Source organism: Imbroritus primus, assembly GCF_964332355.1.
GTDB classification, from domain to species: Bacteria; Pseudomonadota; Gammaproteobacteria; order Burkholderiales; family Burkholderiaceae; genus Imbroritus; species Imbroritus primus.
In genome coordinates, this window is sequence record NZ_OZ201294.1 from 155900 (window position 1) to 174843 (window position 18944).

Annotated in this window: 20 protein-coding genes; 11 read left to right on the forward strand and 9 right to left on the reverse strand. The window is 63.5% G+C overall.

Annotation, left to right across the window (positions count from 1 at the left end; translation table 11 throughout):
* Positions 1-28: 28 nt before the first annotated feature.
* Both flgC and flgB read right to left on the reverse strand, forming a co-directional pair.
* Positions 29-472: a flagellar basal body rod protein FlgC gene (flgC, locus tag ACQ3C8_RS15680; protein ID WP_428853277.1), complete on the reverse strand. Its 444-nt coding sequence runs from the start codon at positions 470-472 to the stop codon at positions 29-31.
* A 37-nt stretch (positions 473-509) separates the two neighbouring features.
* Complete coding sequence (gene flgB, locus ACQ3C8_RS15685; RefSeq protein WP_009522162.1) at positions 510-953, reverse strand: flagellar basal body rod protein FlgB; 444 nt, start codon at positions 951-953, stop codon at positions 510-512.
* 272 nt (positions 954-1225) lie between these two features.
* Between flgB and flgA the strand changes: the two genes are divergently transcribed.
* The 7 genes from flgA to arsB all read left to right on the forward strand — a co-directional run bounded on the left by flgA (position 1226) and on the right by arsB (position 5532).
* Positions 1226-1951, forward strand: a complete 726-nt coding sequence (gene flgA, locus ACQ3C8_RS15690; protein WP_009522161.1) for a flagellar basal body P-ring formation chaperone FlgA — start codon at positions 1226-1228, stop codon at positions 1949-1951.
* Between the two features lie 80 nt (positions 1952-2031).
* On the forward strand, positions 2032-2349 hold the full coding sequence (gene flgM / locus ACQ3C8_RS15695; RefSeq protein ID WP_428853278.1) for a flagellar biosynthesis anti-sigma factor FlgM: 318 nt from the start codon (positions 2032-2034) through the stop codon (positions 2347-2349).
* A gap of 83 nt (positions 2350-2432) precedes the next feature.
* The gene (locus ACQ3C8_RS15700; protein WP_428853279.1) at positions 2433-2921 is read left to right on the forward strand and encodes a flagella synthesis protein FlgN; all 489 of its coding nucleotides are present in this window, start codon (positions 2433-2435) and stop codon (positions 2919-2921) included.
* Positions 2922-3116: 195 nt separating this feature from the next.
* On the forward strand, positions 3117-3452 hold the full coding sequence (locus ACQ3C8_RS15705; RefSeq protein WP_428853280.1) for an ArsR/SmtB family transcription factor: 336 nt from the start codon (positions 3117-3119) through the stop codon (positions 3450-3452).
* Positions 3449-3967, forward strand: a complete 519-nt coding sequence (locus ACQ3C8_RS15710; RefSeq protein ID WP_428853101.1) for an ArsI/CadI family heavy metal resistance metalloenzyme — start codon at positions 3449-3451, stop codon at positions 3965-3967. Before ACQ3C8_RS15705 ends, ACQ3C8_RS15710 begins: the two co-directional genes overlap by 4 nt.
* Before the next feature lie 15 nt (positions 3968-3982).
* Positions 3983-4504: an arsenate reductase ArsC gene (locus tag ACQ3C8_RS15715; protein WP_428853102.1), complete on the forward strand. Its 522-nt coding sequence runs from the start codon at positions 3983-3985 to the stop codon at positions 4502-4504.
* Positions 4501-5532, forward strand: coding sequence for an ACR3 family arsenite efflux transporter (gene arsB, locus ACQ3C8_RS15720; RefSeq protein ID WP_428853103.1), 1032 nt, complete (start codon positions 4501-4503; stop codon positions 5530-5532). Before ACQ3C8_RS15715 ends, arsB begins: the two co-directional genes overlap by 4 nt.
* A 44-nt stretch (positions 5533-5576) precedes the next feature.
* Here the strand turns inward: arsB and ACQ3C8_RS15725 are convergent, their stop codons facing one another.
* The 5 genes from ACQ3C8_RS15725 to flhB are packed head-to-tail and all read right to left on the reverse strand — an operon-like array spanning position 5577 to position 12111.
* Positions 5577-6305: an RNA polymerase sigma factor FliA gene (locus ACQ3C8_RS15725; RefSeq protein WP_428853104.1), complete on the reverse strand. Its 729-nt coding sequence runs from the start codon at positions 6303-6305 to the stop codon at positions 5577-5579.
* Between the two features lies 1 nt (position 6306).
* Positions 6307-7032: a MinD/ParA family ATP-binding protein gene (locus ACQ3C8_RS15730; RefSeq protein WP_428853105.1), complete on the reverse strand. Its 726-nt coding sequence runs from the start codon at positions 7030-7032 to the stop codon at positions 6307-6309.
* A 38-nt stretch (positions 7033-7070) separates the two neighbouring features.
* Complete coding sequence (gene flhF, locus ACQ3C8_RS15735; protein ID WP_428853106.1) at positions 7071-8891, reverse strand: flagellar biosynthesis protein FlhF; 1821 nt, start codon at positions 8889-8891, stop codon at positions 7071-7073.
* Positions 8888-10975: a flagellar biosynthesis protein FlhA gene (gene flhA / locus ACQ3C8_RS15740; protein ID WP_428853107.1), complete on the reverse strand. Its 2088-nt coding sequence runs from the start codon at positions 10973-10975 to the stop codon at positions 8888-8890. The genes flhF and flhA overlap by 4 nt, the downstream gene beginning before the upstream one ends.
* Positions 10972-12111, reverse strand: coding sequence for a flagellar biosynthesis protein FlhB (gene flhB / locus ACQ3C8_RS15745; RefSeq protein ID WP_009522140.1), 1140 nt, complete (start codon positions 12109-12111; stop codon positions 10972-10974). Before flhB ends, flhA begins: the two co-directional genes overlap by 4 nt.
* 283 nt (positions 12112-12394) lie before the next feature.
* Here flhB and ACQ3C8_RS15750 point away from each other — a divergent pair, with 283 nt between their 5' ends.
* The 4 genes from ACQ3C8_RS15750 (at position 12395) to ACQ3C8_RS15765 (ending at position 15773) form a co-directional block, all read left to right on the forward strand.
* Complete coding sequence (locus ACQ3C8_RS15750) at positions 12395-13090, forward strand: aspartate/glutamate racemase family protein (protein WP_428853108.1); 696 nt, start codon at positions 12395-12397, stop codon at positions 13088-13090.
* 42 nt (positions 13091-13132) lie between these two features.
* Positions 13133-13480: a DUF2200 domain-containing protein gene (locus ACQ3C8_RS15755; protein WP_009522139.1), complete on the forward strand. Its 348-nt coding sequence runs from the start codon at positions 13133-13135 to the stop codon at positions 13478-13480.
* Positions 13481-13894: 414 nt separating this feature from the next.
* A complete protein-coding gene (locus tag ACQ3C8_RS15760) occupies positions 13895-15211 on the forward strand; it encodes a hypothetical protein (RefSeq protein WP_428853109.1) in 1317 nt (438 codons plus the stop codon).
* A gap of 70 nt (positions 15212-15281) precedes the next feature.
* Positions 15282-15773 carry a GNAT family N-acetyltransferase gene (locus ACQ3C8_RS15765; RefSeq protein ID WP_428853110.1) on the forward strand — a complete coding sequence of 164 codons (492 nt, stop codon included), beginning with the start codon at positions 15282-15284 and terminating at the stop codon, positions 15771-15773.
* 277 nt (positions 15774-16050) lie between these two features.
* On the opposite strand, the gene ACQ3C8_RS15770 is transcribed toward ACQ3C8_RS15765, so the two are convergent.
* Positions 16051-18228, reverse strand: a complete 2178-nt coding sequence (locus ACQ3C8_RS15770; RefSeq protein WP_428853111.1) for a hypothetical protein — start codon at positions 18226-18228, stop codon at positions 16051-16053.
* Positions 18229-18483: 255 nt separating this feature from the next.
* Positions 18484-18918, reverse strand: coding sequence for a DUF6644 family protein (locus tag ACQ3C8_RS15775; protein WP_428853284.1), 435 nt, complete (start codon positions 18916-18918; stop codon positions 18484-18486).
* Between the last annotated feature and the right edge of the window lie 26 nt (positions 18919-18944).

The following is an 18944-nucleotide window of genomic DNA, read 5'->3' on the forward strand; positions in this document are numbered from 1 at the left end:
TCCTTGTGGGCTCGATGACTGGGTTCGATTACTGGCCGAGGGTCAGGGCTTTCATTGCCATCGACCGGGTGGTGGTGGCCACTTCCACGTTGGCCTGGTAGGAGCGCGAGGCCGAGATCATGTTGACCATCTCTTCCACCACATCGACGTTCGGCAGGGTCACGAAGCCATCCGCGTCGGCCAACGGATGGCCCGGCTGGTGCACGCGGCGCATCGGCGCATCGCTCTCCACCACGCCAGCCACGGCGACCGCGGCCGTCTCCGGACCCGTGCCACCGTTGATGCTGCCCGCACCATTCACGCCAGCCTGCGCCGCGACGGTGCTGAACACCACCTGGCGCGCACGATAGGGCTGGCCATCCGGGCCGGTCACGCTGTCCGCGTTGGCAAGGTTGCTGGCGACCACATTGAGGCGCTTGGACTGCGCCGTCAGCGCGGAACCCACGACATCGAGCGTATTGAAGAGGGACATGGCTGTTTCCTGGTGTCTTGTGGCGTACGGTCCGCGTTCAACCCTGGATCGCCGACATCAGCGATTTGATGCGCGAACTGAGAAAGGTCAGGTTGGCTTCGTAATGCATGGTGTTATTCATGAACTGCATCCGTTCGACGTCCATGTCCACGGTGTTGCCGTCGATGCTGGCCTGCTGCACGGTGCGGTAGAGCGCCTCGGCATGTGCGGGCTGCGTAGCGGCCTGGCCGGCGGCGCTGCCCTGGGCCGTGAGGTGGCGCGCCGAGGTCGTGGCCAGCACAGTCGCTGCCGCATTCGCCGGACTCCCCACCCCGCGGGCGGTCATGGCCTGCTGCAGGGCACTGTTGAAATCGATGTCGCGCGCCTTGTACTGCGGCGTGTCTGCATTGGCGATGTTGGCCGATAGCAGTTCATGACGCTGCACGCGCAACCGCGTGGCCTGCTCATGAAAGGCAAAGGCCTGATCGAGCTTGCTGACCATCGGTAATCTCCTTTCATCTATTGCGTTGCCTGGCGCTCCGGCCGTTGTGCGGCGTCGTCCGTTCCGGGCGCTGTCGCACCCTGCGCACGCGCGCCACGGCCCGACCGTCTCCAGAGACTTTTTCACGTTGCCGATACTACGGGCCGGTATGCAAGACCATTCGCCGGAATAGAAGGAGGTTTACGCGGCATCTCGGGCTTTTCGCGCTGCCGCGCATGGCTACACTCTGACGCTATCGAAGTCCGCCCAAGTCCGTTCGTACGGGAGCCGTCATGCCTGTCCTGTTCCGCACTGCCCTCTCGTCCCTGTCGCCTCTTCTTGCCTGCCTGCTGGCATGGCCGGCCAGCCACGCGTGGGCCAACCAGCCTGCACAGGCCGATGCCGCCCGCCTGCAGGCTCAGGTTCGCTCCCAGGTGGAAGCACGCCTGCCAGCAGGACAAGCGGGGCAGGCACGCATCGAAGTCGGCGCGCTCGACATGCGCACGGTGGGTCCCAACTGCACTCAGCTCGACGTATTGCTGCCGCCGCCGGAGCGCCTGCGCGGCCGCGTGCAGGTTGGCCTGCGCTGCGATGCGCCCCAGCAATGGGCCACGTGGGTGCCGGTGACCATTGCGGTGAGCGTCAGTTACTGGGTCGCTGCGCGTGCGCTGCCGGTTGGTACTGTGATCGAAGCGGCCGATCTGCTGCAGCGCACCGGCGACGAAGCCGCGCTGCCGCGCGGCGCCGTCCAGCATGCCGACGAGGCCGTGGGCCGTGTGCTGATGAGCCGCGTGCCCGAAGGCGCACCGCTCACACTGCACAGCCTGCGCCAGCAGGTGGCCGTACAGGCCGGACAGACCGTCAAGCTGGTGGTCGAAGGCGGCAGTTTCCAGATCAGCAGCGATGGCCGCGCGCTCAACCAGGCACTGCAGGGCCAGGTCGCCCAGGTACGCACCGCCAATGGCGCGGTAGTCCGGGGCATCGCCGGAGCCGGCGGGGTGGTGCGGGTGCAGTATTGAGCAGGATCAAATTTCTCTAAAGTTTTTCCAAGGGGATGCCGTTATGATGTGATAGGACCTGTCAGCAAGGTAGAGCCATCGTGGAAATCAAGAAAACCGTCAGCAGTACGCCGCCCGCCGCCCCCACCAAGGATGCGACATCGCCGGCTGCGCAGAGCGTGCGCCGCCCGGCTGTCGGCCATGCAGGCAGCACCGCCACGACGGGCGAACCGGCCCTGAGCGTGCAGGCCTTGCAGCAGGCGCTGGTGGCCCAGCCCGAGCCGATCGACACGGCGCGCGTCGAGGCGATTCGTGCCGCGATCCGCGAGGGCCGTCTGCCGATCAATGCCGAAGGCATTGCCGACGCAGCCATGAAAGCCGCGTTCGAACTGCTCGGCAAACCCGACGCTACCCGCTGACAGCCCCGCCGTGGGCAGCGCCTGAACGGCGCAGTTCCTGTCACGCCTGACGGCTCCCGTCCGATTTCCGACCAGGAGCCCCCATGTCCACCATGCCCCCTGCGCAACACGATGCCCGCGCCCAGTTGCTGATGGTGCTGCGCGACGAGAACAGCACGGTGCGCCTGCTTGAAGCTACGCTGCGCGAAGAAGCCGAAGCGCTGCTCGCCGGCGAGCGGGCGCGCATCGAAGAAATTGCCGGGCGCAAGCAGCACCAGCTCAACCATCTCGCCGGGCTCGACCGCGAGCGCCGCCAGTGGTGGGCCACGCACTATCCGATGGATGATCCCTACGGCCTGCCGCGCTTCATCCAGGCGGATGCGGAGTTGGCCGCCATGTTCAACGACACCATCGCTCGCACACGCCAGTTGCAGAATGCCAATGAAGCCAATGGCGCCGTCATCGACCTGCGCCTGCGCACGGCGCGCGACGCGCTCACGGTCCTTGGCTCGGCCGTGGGCGCACAGCAGCCTTACGGGCCCGACGGGCGGCAGCCGCTGAAGCTGCCGGGGTTCTCGGTGGTCGCGCGGTAAACCGGGGCGCGCCCTCCGCCGAGCCACTTGGCAGACGCGCGGGCCACAGCGTCACACCCCGTTCCCGCACTGTCCGGCTCATCGCTACCTTGGCAGACCCGTATCCAGATATGGGCCGGATGGCACATCACCCCGAAGCGTCCGCTTGTTCATCGGGCCCTTGCCTTTTCTCATTATTTCGACTATCGTTGAAATATGGAAATGTTAGACATCATCAAAGCCCTCGGCGCCATTGCCCATGCCTCGCGCCTCACGGTCTTCCGCCTGCTGGTGCAGGCGGGTCCGGCCGGCCTGACCGCCGGCAAGCTTGCCGAACTGACCGGGCTAGCCCCGTCGTCGCTGTCTTTTCACTTGAAGGAACTGTCGGTGGCCAACATGGTGAGCTCGACCCAGGAAGGACGCTTCGTCATCTACGCGGCGCGGTATGAAACCATGAATGCCGTCCTCGCCTATCTCACCGAAAACTGCTGCGGCGGCAATCCCTGCACGCCGGTCGCGGCCTGCTGCACCCCTGAAGGAGACCAAGCATGAAGCGCATGCACGTCCATGTCCGTGTTGCCGACCTGGCGCACAACATCCGCTTCTATTCCGCGCTGTTCGGCGCGCCGCCGGCTGTCGTCAAAGACGACTACGCCAAGTGGATGCTCGAGGATCCGCGCCTGAACTTTGCCATCTCGACCCGCACCGGCACGGTCGGCCTCGATCATCTCGGTTTCCAGGTCGAGACCGACGACGAGTTGAGCGACATGGAGCGCCGCCTGGCCACCGCCGAGCTGCCGATCGAGAGCGAGCCGGGTGCGGCCTGCTGCTACGCCAAGTCGAACAAGCACTGGACGGTGGACCCGCAAGGCATCGCCTGGGAAAGCTACCAGACGCTCCAGGAGATTCCCACGTTCAACCAGGCGGCGGCCGATGCGCAACCGGCAAATGCCTGCTGTGCGCCAGCTGCCGCGCCGGTGAACATCTCCATCAAACCGCAGGCCGCCGGCTGCTGCACGCCGCGTGCCAGCACGAGCGATACCACTGGCCCCTCCACTTGCTGCTAACCCAGAGAGACTGGCATGTCTGATCGACCCTATAACGTTCTCTTCCTGTGCACCGGCAATTCGGCGCGCTCCATCATGGCCGAAGCCATTCTCGCCACGATGGGCAAGGGGCGCTTCAATACCTTCAGCGCCGGCAGCCATCCAGGCGGCACGGTCAATCCGTTCGCCATCGAGAAGGTCAAGGCGCTCGGCTATCCGTTGGACAAGCTGCGCTCCAAGAGCTGGGACGAGTTTGCCGGACCGGGCGCGCCACAAATGGATTTCATCATCACCGTGTGCGACCAGGCAGCAGGCGAAGTGTGCCCCGTCTGGCCGGGCCAACCGGTGTCAGCACATTGGGGCTTTGTCGATCCTGCCGCGGCAACCGGCACCGACGATGACAAGCGCAAGGTGTTCGACCAGGTATTCCGCCAGATCATGGGACGCGCCAGCGTCTTTGCCAACCTGCCGCTGTCCACGCTCGACCGCCAGGCCATCCACCGCGAACTGCGGGCCATCGGTGCAGGAATGCCGGAAACCGGGGCAGCCGGATCGTGACACCGCGCATCGGTTTCTTCGAGCGCTACCTCACCATCTGGGTGGCGCTCTGCATCGTCGTGGGCATCGCCCTCGGCCAATATTTTCCGGCGCTGATGCATACGCTTGGCGGCATGGAAATCGCCCGGGTCAACGTGCCAGTGGGCATCCTGATCTGGATCATGATCGTTCCCATGCTGATGAAGATCGACTTCAGCGCCACGCATGGCGTGCGGCAGCACTGGAAAGGGATTGGCGTGACGCTGTTCATCAACTGGGCGGTCAAGCCATTCTCCATGGCTTTCCTGGCCTGGGTGTTCGTGCGCCATGTGTTTGCCGACCACCTGCCGGCCGAACAGCTCGACAGCTACATCGCCGGACTGATCCTGCTGGCTGCCGCGCCATGCACGGCAATGGTGTTCGTCTGGAGCCAGCTGACGCGCGGCGATCCCTATTTCACGCTCTCGCAGGTCGCGCTCAACGACGGCATCATGCTGCTGGCCTTCGCGCCGATCGTAGCCCTGCTGCTAGGCATTTCCAGTATCACGATACCGTGGGAGACATTGCTGGTATCCGTGCTCCTGTACATCGTCATCCCGCTCGTCCTGGCGCAGCTGTGGCGCGGGCGGCTGATGCGCACGGGCACGGCAACCTTCGAGCGCGTGGCCCAGAGGATCGGACCGTTCTCGATCATGGCGCTATTGCTCACGCTGGTGCTGCTGTTTGCCTTCCAGGGCCGGGCGATTCTGGAGCAGCCCCTGGTGATCGCGCTGCTGGCGGTGCCGATCCTGATCCAGGTGGTCTTCAACGCCGGACTTGCCTACCTGCTGAACCGCAAGCTGGGTGTGGCCCACTGCGTGGCCGGGCCTTCGTGCCTGATCGGTGCGTCGAATTTCTTCGAGCTGGCCGTGGCGACTGCCATCAGCCTGTTCGGCCTGCATTCCGGCGCAGCGCTGGCCACGGTCGTCGGTGTGCTGATCGAGGTGCCCGTCATGCTGCTGGTCGTGCAGGTGGTCAACGCCTCACGGCAATGGTACGAGTCCGCGTGACGCCTGGGCCGGGCGCTGGATGCTAAGCCGACACCAGGCCGAAACTACGCCGACGTCACGCCTTCACGCTCGCGCATGCGGGCGCGAATGCGTGCCACGGCCTGGCTGTGCAGCTGGCAGACGCGCGATTCGCTGACGCCCATCACCGCACCGATCTCGCGCAGGTTCAGTTCCTGTTCGTAGTACAGGCTCATCATCAGCTTTTCCCGCTCGGGCAGGCGCTCGATGGCGTCAATCACGGCGCTGCGCATGTCCTGGTCGATCATCTGCGCCAGCGGAGTATCGTCGGCATCGCCGCTGCGGTTCTCGATGAAGCTGTCGGCGTCCTCGCGGTCGAAGTCCTCGTAGTAGAGCAACTGGCTGCCCTGCAGTTCGACCAGGTGCTGCTGGTATTCGGCCAGCGATATTCCCAGCACGGCAGCAATCTCGCGTTCGGTCGGCGCACGGCCGGCAAGCTGCGTGGCTTTCTGGATGGCTTTCTCGATGTCGCGGGCATGCTTGCGCAAGCCGCGCGGCAGCCAGTCATTGCTGCGCAGCTCGTCGAGAATCGCGCCACGGATCCGCTGCGTGGCATACGCCTCGAACTGCACGCCCTGCGTTTCCTCATACCGGCCCAGGGCATCGAGCAGGCCCATCATGCCGGCCTGCACCAGGTCGTCCAGTTCAACGCTCGCGGGCAGCCTGGCCAGCATCTGGCCTGCCAGGCGGCGCACCAACGGGGCATGCTGTTTCAAGGCATCGGATTTGGACGGGCGTCCGGTGGCGGTGTACATATCAGTCGATCCGTTCAGGCTGGCGCGCCAGATCCAGCGACTGCGATACCGGCACCTGCCATGCAGTAGCCGGTAGTGCCGCTGCGCTGCGCCAGCTGGCAATCTCGCGTGCCGCCTGGCGGCAGGCCAGCGCCGCGGGCGCCGCCGGAAACGCTTCGACCACGGGCTTGTCGAGCGCCCGCGCCATGGCGAGATGCGTGTCGGCAGGAATATAGCCAGCCAGGGCGATGTCGGCACCCAGGTACTCGCGTACCGTGGCGGCGAGATTGCCGTACATGTGCAACGCGGACTGCGCCGCACGCGCTTCGGTCACCAGCACGCGGACCGGCAAGGTGCCAGCCGCCGCTTTCGGCAAGCCCTTAAGTAGCAGATAGGATTGCTTGATGCCGTCCGGCGCATCGGCAAAGGCCACCAGCAACTGGTCGGCGTGATGATGAAAGGCGGCGATGGTCTGCATGGCCGTGGCGCGCGCCGTGCCACCGCCGAGCAACAGCGTATCGGTCTCGGCGCGCATGGTCTCCAGCATGTCGACACCGGCCGCGCCAAGCCTGGCGAGAGCCGGGCCATCGACCACGGCGACGGTTCGCCCCAGCGCGCCCAGCGCGGCAGCGAGATCGGCCTGCAATGCCGCGTCGCAGGCCGGGCCGGCGAGCAGCAGGACCTGCCCGGCGGGACCGGTCAGCATGCGGCGCAGGCCATCAGCCTGATCGCGGGCGACGTGTTTCATCGTGCCGTCCTCATAGTGCCGTCTTTATCCTTCCGCCTTCATGCCGGCAGCGCCATGTCCGCTTCGGGCCGCGCGGCAGCAGCGCCATGCGTCAGCAGGTACGACTCGTCTTCTTCGAGCGCAAACGGCGACGGGCCGGGCGCTTCGCGGAACGCGCGATGCACCAGCAGTTTGCGGTTGGCCACGGCAATGTCCTCAGGCACGCGCTGGCCGCACGACACATAGTGCAGCGGCAGCTTGTGGCGCACCAGCACGTCGAGCGCGTGGCCAAGCGTGGCGGCCTCGTCGATCTTGGTGAGGATGCAACCGGCGAGGTCCGCATCGCGGTAGGCATGCACCACTTCGTCGAGCGTCCGGCCGTTGCTGGTGGTATTCAGCAACAACAGGCGCTGGATGGCGTGGCCGGCGCTGTGCAGCATGGCAATCTGCTCGGACAGCGCGCGGTCGCGCTGGCTCATGCCGATGGTGTCGATCAGCACGACATGCTTGTCGCGCAGATCTGCCAGCGCCAGGCTAAGATCCTCGCCATCGCGTACCGAGTGCACGCTCACGCCAAGGATACGGCCATAGATACGCAGTTGTTCATGCCCGCCGATCCGATAGCTGTCGGTAGTCAGCAGCGCGACGCGCGAGGCGCCATGGCGCAGCACGAAACGCGCCGCGAGCTTGGCCGTGGTGGTGGTCTTGCCGACGCCCGTCGGGCCCATCAGCGCGAAGATGCCGCCCTTGTCGAGCAGGGCATTGTCCTGATCGAGCGTCGTCAGGTTCAGTTCGATGGCGCGCTGCAGGAAATCCTGCGCGGTGTCGAAGCTGTCGGTTTCCGGCAGGTTGTCGAGCAGGTAACGCGTAAGCTGGGCCGAGAAACCGGCGTTGAGCATGGTCTGGAACATGCGCGCACGCACCGGGTCGCGCAGCTTGATGCCAAGCGAGGCGAGACCGGCCGTCTGATCGTGCAGCATGGCGCGTAGCGCCTGCAGTTCGGCCATCATGCGCTGCTCGGCGGCGCCGGCCTGGGGTTCGGTAACCGCAGCCGGAGCACCACCCGATGTAGCGCGGGCCGGATGACCTGCCGGCGTGGCATCGACGATGATCGGCTGCGAGGCCACCGGCACGGCCGCCTGTACAGGCGGCTGTGCCGCTGGGGAAACTTGCTGCGGCGCCGAGGCTGATACCGGTGCAGTGCGCACCGCTGTCCCCTGCGCGCCGGAAGCCCCGACAGTGGCAGCATCCGCCATGGCCGAAACCGAACTACCTGCATCTGATGCAACATTGCCCGCGCAGCGTGCTTCGAAGCGTGCAGCAGCATCGGCAAACAGGCGTGTGACCGATTCGGCGGCCAGCGTGGTCGGCGCAGCATCGGCGGCATTGGCCGCAGCCGGCGTGGCCGCCGCTTCGATCGACACTGCGGTCGACGCCGTCGTCAGCGAAGAAGTTATCGGTGCCGTCTGCGCGTCAGTCGACGTATCCGTAGCCTGGCTCACAGGCTTGCCAGCATTGCCAGACGCAGCGCCGCCGCGCAGGAAGCGGGCGCGGAATGCGGCAAACGGGAACCGGGTACGCGTCGTGGCTTCGATGCCGGTGTCAGGCGTGGCAGGGGCTTGCGCCTCGACTGGGGCAGACGCGGCGGGCGCCGCTTCCGCAACCGGCGCGGCGGCAACAGCGGCTACCGCTGGCGCGGTAACAGCCGGCTGTGCCGCACCAGCCACCGTCAGCGCATCAACCTGTTGCTCCACCATGGCGATCACCTCGATACCGCCGCCCACCATGCGGTTGGCCAGGATCATCGCGTCGTCGCCCAGTGTCTCGCGCACCTGGCGCAGCACGTCGTGGGAATTGGGGCCGGTAAAGCGATGCATCATGGCGTGGGTCCTCCGATCATGGAGACGATCTTGATAGTACGGTGGTCAGGAATCTCGGCGTGCGACAGCACGCGCAGGTGCGGCGCGGCACGCTTGAAGAGGCGGGCCAGCATCGGGCGCAGCGCGGGCGGTGCGAGCAGCACGCCGGGCTGGCCCAGTTGTTCGTAGTGGCGCGACATGTCCGCAGCCGCTTCCAGCAGGGAATCGGCAAGCTGCGGTTCGATCGGCCCGGCCTGTCCGTTGATCAGGCTTTGCATGAGGATGTTCTCCAGTTCCGGCGCCAGCGTCATCACCTGCAGGTCCTCGTTGGCATCGTCTGCCGGATAGAGTTGCTGCACGATGGCGCGGCCCAGCGCGATACGCACCATGGCCGTCAGGTCCGTCGGATCCTGGGTGCGGCCGCCGTGCTCCGCCAGTGTTTCGACGATGGTACGCAGATCGCGGATATGCACGCCCTCGTCCAGCAGGTTCTGCAGCACCTTCTGCACGATGCCGAGCGGCAGCAGCTTGGGCACCACGTCTTCCACCAGCTTGGGCGCTTCCTTGGCAAGATGATCCAGCAATTGCTGCACTTCCAATCGGCCGAGAAGCTCGGTGCTATGGCTGTATATCAACTGATTGAGGTGCGTGGCGATGACGGTGCTGCAGTCCACCACGGTGTAGCCTTCGGCATGCGCGCGGTCCTTGTGCTCCGGCGCGATCCACAGCGCCGGCAGGCCGAAGGTCGGATCGACGGTCGGCGTACCCGGCAGCGTGCTGCTGCCCGGCTGCGCATTGATGGCGAGCAGCATGCCCGGCATGACTTCGCCCCGGCCAATATCGACGCCTTTCAGCGAGATGCGGTAACCGCCGGCAGCCAGCTCGAGGTTGTCGCGGATATGCACGACCGGCGCCAGAAAGCCGATGTCCTGCGTGAATTTCTTGCGGATGCCTTTGATCCGCCGCAGCAGTTCGCCATCCTGCGCGCGATCGACCAGCGGAATGAGCCGGTAGCCGATTTCCAGGCCCAGGACATCGACCCAGGAGACGTCGTCCCAGCTGGCCTCCGGCGTGTCGACGGGCGCGATGGCCGGCGCCGGCAGTTCCGGGGGCGGCGCCTTGCCGCGCTGCGCCAGGTGCCATGCGCCCCAGCCCAGCAGCGCCGCCAGCACGATGAACGGCAGGTTGGGCATGCCGGGAATCAGCCCGAGAATGCCGATGATGGCCGCCGTGGTCATGAGCACGGCCGGCGAACCGAGCAATTGCTTCGTCAGTTGCTGGCCGATGTCGCGGTCCGCCGAGACACGGCTCACCATCATGCCGGCGGCGGTGGAGATGATGAGCGCGGGAATCTGTGCGACCAGGCCATCGCCAATAGTCAGCAATGTGTAGTTGGTGGCCGCAGCGCCAACCTCCATGCCGTGCTGGAACACGCCCACGGCCAGCCCGCCGACGATATTGATCAGCAGGATGGCGATGCCCGCCATGGCGTCGCCGCGCACGAACTTGCTGGCACCATCCATGGAGCCGTAGAACTCCGCCTCCTGCGCCACTTCCTGCCGGCGGCGGCGCGCTTCGTCGTCGCGGATCAGGCCGGCATTGAGATCAGCGTCGATGGCCATCTGCTTGCCGGGCATGGCATCGAGCGTAAACCGCGCCGCCACTTCGGCGATGCGGCCCGCGCCCTTGCTGACCACCATGAAGTTGATCAGCGTGAGGATGACGAACAGCACGATGCCAACAGTGTAGTTGCCGCCCACCAGGAAATGGCCGAAGGCCTCGATCACCTTGCCGGCGGCATCCGGCCCGGTGTGCCCGTCCATCAGCACCACGCGCGTCGAGGCCACGTTGAGCGACAGCCGCAGCAGCGTGGTGATCAGCAGGATCGTCGGAAACGACGAGAAATCGAGCGGCTTGAGCGTATGCATGGCAATCAGCAGCACGATCACCGACAGGGCGATGTTGAACGTAAACAACATGTCCAGCACCATCGGCGGCAGCGGCAGCACCATCATGCTGAGGATCAGCACGATCAGGATCGGCCCCGCGGCCGAGCGCAGATCGGCGCGGCGCAAGGCGCTGGACAGACGGGCGAGTGTGGTCATGCGGGCGCGGCTCCCGGGTCGAGGTCAGCGGGAACCGGCAGGTCGCGCGGCGGCTTCGGTGCGGCGCCGCCCTGCGCGGCCACGCGGCGCAACTGGTAAACATAGGCCAGTACTTCGGCCACGGCGGCATACAGCGCCTCGGGAATGGTCTCGCCGATCTCGGTATGGCGATACAGGGCGCGCGCCAGCGGCGGCGCCTCGAGCATGGGGATGCGATGCTCCACGCCGACTTCGCGGATGCGTGCGGCGATCAGGTCCGCACCCTTGGCGATCACCTTGGGCGCCGCCATGCCACCCTCGGCATAACGCAGGGCGACGGCATAGTGGGTTGGGTTGGTGACAATCACATCGGCCGTCGGCAGGTCGGCCATCATACGACGCTGCGCCGCCTGGCGCTGCAGCGAACGGATGCGCGCCTTGACCTCCGGGCTGCCGTCCGACTCCTTGGACTCGCGCCGCACCTCGTCTCGCGTCATGCGAAGCTTCTTGTAGTGCTGCCACAGCACGAACGGGATATCGACCGCCGCCACCAGCGCCAGCACCGCCGTCATGGCGATGAAGCACACGCCGATCATGTGGAACAGACTGTTGAGCGCCTCGCCCGTCGACTGGCGCGCCAGGCCAAGGAACTCCATTTCGTAGTAGCGCACCAGCAGCCAGGTCACGGTCACCACCAGGCCGAGCTTGAGCAGCAAACGCGGCAACTCCATCCAGCCCTGGATGGAGAACATGCGCTTAAGCCCCTGCAGCTTGAGGATGCGCCCGAGGTCGGGCGTCAGCGGCTTGGCGCTGACCGCGCCGCGCGTGAGCGCCAGCGGCGAAAACCCGCCAACAAATAGCGCGCCGAACAGCACCGCCAGCAAACCCAGCACCGGCAGCAAGGCCGTGCCGAGCTGCAGCCAGACGCCAGCGGTATCCGCATAGTCATAACGCGTAAACGACAGGCCGAAGGCCACGAACTGCGACAAGGCCCGCGCCAGCGCCGTCCCGATCGACCACAGGATCAGCGCGCCCAGCGTCAGCAGGACGAACGTCAACAGCTCCTTCGACTGCGGAACGTTGCCCTCCTCGCGCGCCTGTTCCAGGCGCTTGGGCGAGGCGGGTTCTGACCGTTCCTGGTCGGTTTCTTCAGACATCGGGCAGCGCCAAGGGGGATTAACCTGGCTCGCATTATTCCGCAGCGGGCGGGAAACCAAGCGTCGAGTAAAGGGGGGAAACCGGCGCTTATCGGGTAATCACAGTGGTCCGGCGGCTCCTGCATGACAGTTTTGGCGCAGTGGCGCTGTATTGCCCGAAACGGAAACGTGTTGGATCATCAAAAACACGGTAAAACAGGGGAGCACGGCAAGGGCGTCAACAAGACCACCGGCACCGCCGCAATTCGCCAATTTCCCGCATTGAGGACACCAAGGAGCAGAAATGAAGACCCTCGGCCTGCTGGGCGGTATGAGCTGGGAATCCACGTTGCCCTACTACCGGCACATCAACACAACGGTCCAGCAGCGCCTTGGCGGCCTGCACTCGGCCCGCATCGTGCTGTACAGCATGGATTTCCACGACATCGAGCAATTGCAGCGGGCCAATCAATGGGATCAGGCCGGGGTGGTGCTGGCCGATGCAGCTCGGCGGCTCGAGGCCGGCGGCGCAGACGGTCTGGTGCTGTGTACCAACACCATGCACAAGGTGGCGGGGCAGATCGCGCAGTCAGTGAGCATCCCACTACTGCACATCGCCGATCCGACTGCAGATGCGATCAAGGCGGCCGGACATGCCACTGTCGGACTCCTCGGCACACGTTTCACCATGGAGCAGGATTTCTACCGCGCCCGCCTCGAGACGCAGCATGGGTTGCGGGTATTGATCCCAGATGACACCGATCGCGCCACCGTACATCGCATCATCTACGAGGAACTCTGCCGGGGCTGCATCCGTGATGCATCGCGAACAGCCTACCTGAGTGTCATTCAACGTCTCATGGACCGGGGAGCGCAGGCCATCATTCTCGGCTGTACCGAAATCTCGTTACTGTTGGAGCCGAAGGATGTGGATGCTCCCTTGTTCGACACGACTTATCTGCATGCTGTACATGCAGCAGAATGGGCATTGCATCCATAAGGATGCATTCCCGTTTGCAACACTCGGACCGGAGGGCCGACGATGTCCAACGCACGCGTATTCGCGATGAAATTCTCGAAGGTCTATCCACTCTATGTCCAGAAGGCGGAACGCAAGAACCGGACGCGGGAAGAGGTCGACCAGGTCATCTGCTGGTTGACGGGCTACAGCCCGGCAGGCTTGCAAGAGCAGATCGACAAGGACAGCGACTTCGCGGTCTTTTTTGCCGAGGCGCCGGCCCTGCACCCGAACCGCGCACTGATCAAGGGCGTGGTGTGCGGCGTGCGGGTGGAAGACGTCGACGATCCGCTGATGCAGAAGATCCGCTATCTGGACAAGCTGGTCGATGAGCTCGCGAAAGGCAAGGCCCTGGAGAAAATCCTGCGCTGACGAGCCTGGCTTTGCCGCCGGCTGCCACGCCGGAGAAATGCCTTGATCGTGCGCATATCCGACATACCATCCCGCTATCCGCGCCGGAAACTTTAAACCACTGTAAATCCACGGCCCGACTAATTGACCCGGCCGGCGCGGGTGCCTAGCATTCGCGACGCGACTGAACCGGTCGCGCCCGATTTGCTTGCCATGACCCGCCTTACCGGTACACCCGAGACGTTTCCCGCCCTCCTCCCCGCAACTGGCGCATTGCCTTTCACAGCTGCGGTTGACCATGGCGACGTTCGGCACGATACCCCTGCCCCAGCCACGACGCGCGCCTCCGTGAACCAGCGGCCCACAATGCCCGCCACGCAGATCCCGGCGCTGCCCCACGCGACCGTTCACAGTGGGGTGGCGCGTAGTCATGCCATGATTGCGCTCCATGCCCTGCCCCGACCCGGTGGGCAGGCATGGAGCGCGTACGAAATCGGCGAATACCGGTGTGCCTTGCGTTTTTTCAAACTGGAGATATCTACACCGGGCGCGCTCGTGCGCGGATATCGGCAGCGCGCACGCACGTACCTGGCGCAAATGGACCGCCTGCTTGCGGACAATGGCCCCGCATGGATCAACACGATGCTCGACGCAGCGTGGGGGGCCGGGCGGACCAAGTGGCTGGTCCAGATGATCCGCCTGATGCAGGAAGTCGCTCCTGCGGATTGCCCGTCTGCACTCCCGGCGCGGCTGGTCGCGCTTGGATTGCCCATGGCGGCGGCACGCACCTTTTTCACCTTCACTGCCTTCGGCCGTGAACCTGATCTGCGCCATCATGCCATTGCACTTTTCGCGCGCATGGATCACGCCACGCGCGCACGACTGCTGCTTGCCGCCAATTTCCCGGCTGAGCGCGCCTGCAAGATTGCCGATGCCTTTGCCGCCAAGATGCTCGGCGATACCCTTGCACCATTGCAGACGGCTGCCTTGCTGATGGTCCTGGCGCTGAAGCCCACGCCGAGGCATCTCACCACACTGGTGGACGAACGCTTCGCCGCGCCCCTGCTGGATGGCGTGATTGAAAGCTCACCGCGCTACGACGAGGCCGAGGCATTCATGCAGGACCCGTTGTGCCGGACAGCGGCAGTCTCGTGGGTCACCAAGAGCCTGCACTCGGCCAATCCGGCACGTCATGTGGAATTGCTTGGCAACTATCTCGCACCACACGACCGCATGCCGACAGGCTTCACCGATCTGCTCGGCAATTACCTCCGCCAGATCGCCGGCGACACGGAATTGCCCGACGAAACCACGATCCGGACCATCGTGCGCGGCGAGGCGCGGCGCCTGATCGGGCCTGACGCCACCAGCGCAGTGCGCCAGGCAATGGGAAAAACATCCACGGAACGGCTGGGTGCGCTACTCCGCCATGGCATCGCGGTCGATATGCCGGATGCCCACGGCTTTACTGCACTGCACTACGCCATTGCCGTGCTCGATACCGAGAAGGTCCGGCTCCTGCTCGAGCACTCTGCCGATCCTTTGCGCAAGCCGGTCGGCATGCTGCACAAGCTCAGCGACACCCTGCGCAAGCTCGGCGGTACCCTGCACGGCCTGCCGCCGCATAAACCGCTCAAGTTTGCGAAAAAACTGTTCGAACGGCTGGATTCGCCCGTACAGCGGGCGCGGCTGACCGAGATCATCGACCTGCTCAAGACGCATGCAGCGCACATCCGGCAGCAGCGAGCATAAGCCCTGTCGCGCACGCGCCTGAACAGTACCGGCCGTGACAGATTGCAACCATCTGCCTACCATTGTTGCCATGAGCATCCGCCTGTTCCGTCCCGGCGACGAGCCCGCGCTGTTCCGCGTGTTCCACTCCGCCATCCACCTGGTCTGCGCACGTGACTACACCGCGGCACAGTGCAGCGCGTGGGCGCCGACGCAGATGGACATGGCAATATGGGCGGAACGCATGCGCCAGCTGACGCCCTTCGTCGTCGAGCATGACGGTGAGATCATTGCCTATGCCGATCTCCAGCCCAGCGGCTACATCGACCACTTCTTCGTCTCCGGCCACCACCAGCGCCTTGGCGCCGGCGGCCAGCTGATGGCGCGCATTCATGAAGACGCCTCGCGGCACGGTATTGCGGAGTTGACCTCACATGTCAGCCTGACGGCCGAGCCATTCTTCCGGCACTATGGTTTCGAGGTGACGCACCGGCGGTACCCGGTGCGTAATGGGGTCACGCTGGAATATGCGCGGATGCGCAAGGTCTTGCGCGGGTCGGCGATACCCTGCGTACCTGGCTGATCCGCAACCTGCACTGATTGATGCAAACTCTGCGGGTAGCCGGACTGCACTGGGCGGCATCAGGCGCTTGTGCAACCTGTGCGCCAGAAATCTCTTGGCATATACGCATGTGCCTGGAGTTTCTGGCCATCCACCCAACAATACGAAGCTGGTGGAGCCTTCCTAAAGCGCTACGGTTATACATGCGTTGGTGTGCCGCCCGACTGACGGAAGCACTCCGCCGCTCTTCAGCATGACACGTCGTGGCGAGCGGCAAAGGTCATCGATACCAGGGACGTCAACCGTCTACATGGACCATGCGTCTGGCAAAATCCTTCAGCAGTTGGTCAGCGATTTCTTCCAGTTTTGCAATGCCGCGTCTGAGCGCTGCCTGCCTTGAGGCCGACTGTGCTTGCACGTCAGGATAATCCCGTTCGATTTCGGCAGGTAACGTGCATGAGACTGTATCCTGAACGATATGAATGGCAAGCAGGCGATCCAACTGTTCGGTGTTTGCGGATACCTTGCGCACATTGTTTCTATCTGGACGAACGGTGAAGTGGAGGCTGACATCAAGGTCGGCATTTTCGCTGTTGGAAACAGTCTCGATGAAATTAACCAACTCACCAGAGAGATTGCTACGACGGCTTTTAACCAGTTTATTCAGTGACTTGAAGGTTTCCAGCAAGGTATTTTTTGCTGGCATAGTGGCTTCTGCCGGCTGATCTGCCCCGATATTCGGGACAGGCATGGGAGATATTCCGGGTGATCCCGCTTTTTGGACAGTGACGGCGGAAGACTGATTTGCTTTTAGCTGCGAGATCAATTCTCGCGCGGCCTGAATGGCGGTGCTCACCAATCGCGCTTCGTTCAGCGCCTTCTCCTTGAGCTGAACCAGCGGATCTTCCGGGGAAGCAGCCTCCGCCGATCCGGCATGATCACTCAGTCTGCTATTCAATATCTCGAGGTTCGCCGCATATGTTTCCTCAATCCACTTGCAGTATCTCGTTTCTAATGAAAGGTATTTTTCAAGCTCTTTAATTTGCGAATTCACAACGCCACAATAGGCAACAAGCATTGCTCCACTAACGCCTTGCTCAATCCCTTTCTCACGAAGTCGCATAGCGAGATGCTGGAGTTTGTCGACTTCTGGACGACACGTGTCCTGCAAACCTTTCACGATCTTGTTGAGTTCGGCCTGCATTTCAACCTTCGCCCGTTCGATCAGCATGCACGGCCTCTCTTTCTCACTGGGCGAAACTGGCGGCATGTTTGGCTCCGCAGGCCTGGAAGGCCATACTGGCAGTACGCTGTCTGTGATGCCAGCACCCGGCTCCATGTGAGTTGTACCCGGGCAATGCGCTGCCTGCTTATTGAACCAGTCAATAGCAATATGCGTGGCCTCTATCACCGTCTTGATAGGGATTATTTGGTCTGTCTTAGGACCAAACGGTTTGGTTCCCGCTAGCAAGTTCCGCACGGCATCGTGCCTAGCTTCCAGTATTGCAGGCAGCGACTCCGTCTTTCCAGTCAGTAGTTTTTCAAGTTCTGAGCGGTCGTTGGGCGTACACTTGCTCAAGGTATCTATCAGACTGTCCATTAACTTGGATCGTTCGAGATTCTTGAGAAAAGCGATATTGCCTTCCAGAGTCTTCACGCGACGGGAATATGCCAATGCTCTATCACGATCGGGATGGTTTTCAATAAAGGCATCTCCTCGATAATCTGTCATAGGTGGGCGATACCCGCGCGGGCGGTCTGCTTTCGCCCCTTGAGCAGCCTCAAGGCAACGTAGCTCGAATTCCGCTTCCTGCAACGGCGTACGCCCTTCGTATTCTTTCAGGAGATCTACGCCATTTTCGTGAAGCACTTCCAGTAAACGGTGATGGCGGGCTCGGGCAGCCTGATTGGCGATGCCTCCTGCGTTCAGCAAATCTTCACCCTGGGATTTGACGGCCTTGCAAATCTCATCGGCCTCCCGCCTGTAATCTGCATCGTAGTCTTTAACCGTGTACAACCTATGCTGTGAGTTTGCGGCATCGACCTTGTCTTGCGATGTATCTGGCGCATGTGCCGCCGTGGATTCTCTTGACACTTGGGTAGAAGGAAATTGTGTATTGCTTCTAGTGTTTGCCGCGACTGCGCTGGTCGAAAGTACAGGTGCAACCTGTGCCTCAAACGGAAGATTACTGGGCGTTCTATTCCCCCAGATAATTCCGGTCAGGAGCTTGTATGGCGCTTTCAACAACTGCGTTAAACGGGCCCGGGTACGCGGTGTGGGCGGAGATGCCTCGGTCAATGCTGCGGGTCCTGCGGAATGGGAAGGGGCTGCTGTCGCGCGGTGCGCATGATTGACCTTCTTGACCATGACTTTTGCCTTAGATTGGGAGCAGTTTGTATTGGTGTCGGGCGCCGCATCGAAGGCAACGCCATCAGCTGCCAGGGCAGAAACAAAGCAACTGGCTACACGACCCATGCAGTGGGCTGGGCGTGATCAGATTCAACCCAAAAATAGGCAATCGGCAAAATAAACAATTGTCTATTAACAATCGTTCAAATTTTTCGTCAACACGAGGTTCAATAGGCTTGAAATAGCTGCACGGCGAGGGCGCTTCCGCCGCTCATAATCGCCGGCACAACCCATGGTGACAAGCAACCCAGGGCATGTGGCGCATGATTTGCCCTGATGTTGACGGACTGGAAGATGTCGGACGAACGATGGCAGCCAGTACTAAAGAAATCCAATCCACCGCCCCGCCACGATGGCCGAGAACCACAGCAGCAAGGAGCCGGCCGCTTGCAGGCGCATGCTGACCGGCGCCACTGCATCGGATTGCAAGACCTGCCGCCACGCCGGGCGGGTATGCAGGCACAGCGCATTCAGCACGCCGGCAGCCACCAGCGCGAGCTTGGTCAGGAATGCGGCGTTGTCGAGATAGGTGTCCGGCTGGGTGGTGAAAAGCCATGCACCGGTGAGCACGGCCAACCCCAGCCCCACGGCGGCGATGCGCGAGAGGTACGGTCCGGCGCTGGCGAGCGGTACCACACGGCCGACGCCAAGCAGGCGCAGGTCAAGCGCGACGATGGCGCCGACCAGCACGCCAAGCGAGGCGATGTGTGTGGCATTGACCAGAAGGTAGGCCGTGCCGGACCGCTGCAGCAGCATGGCTGGCGGCGTGGCTGCCAGCCATT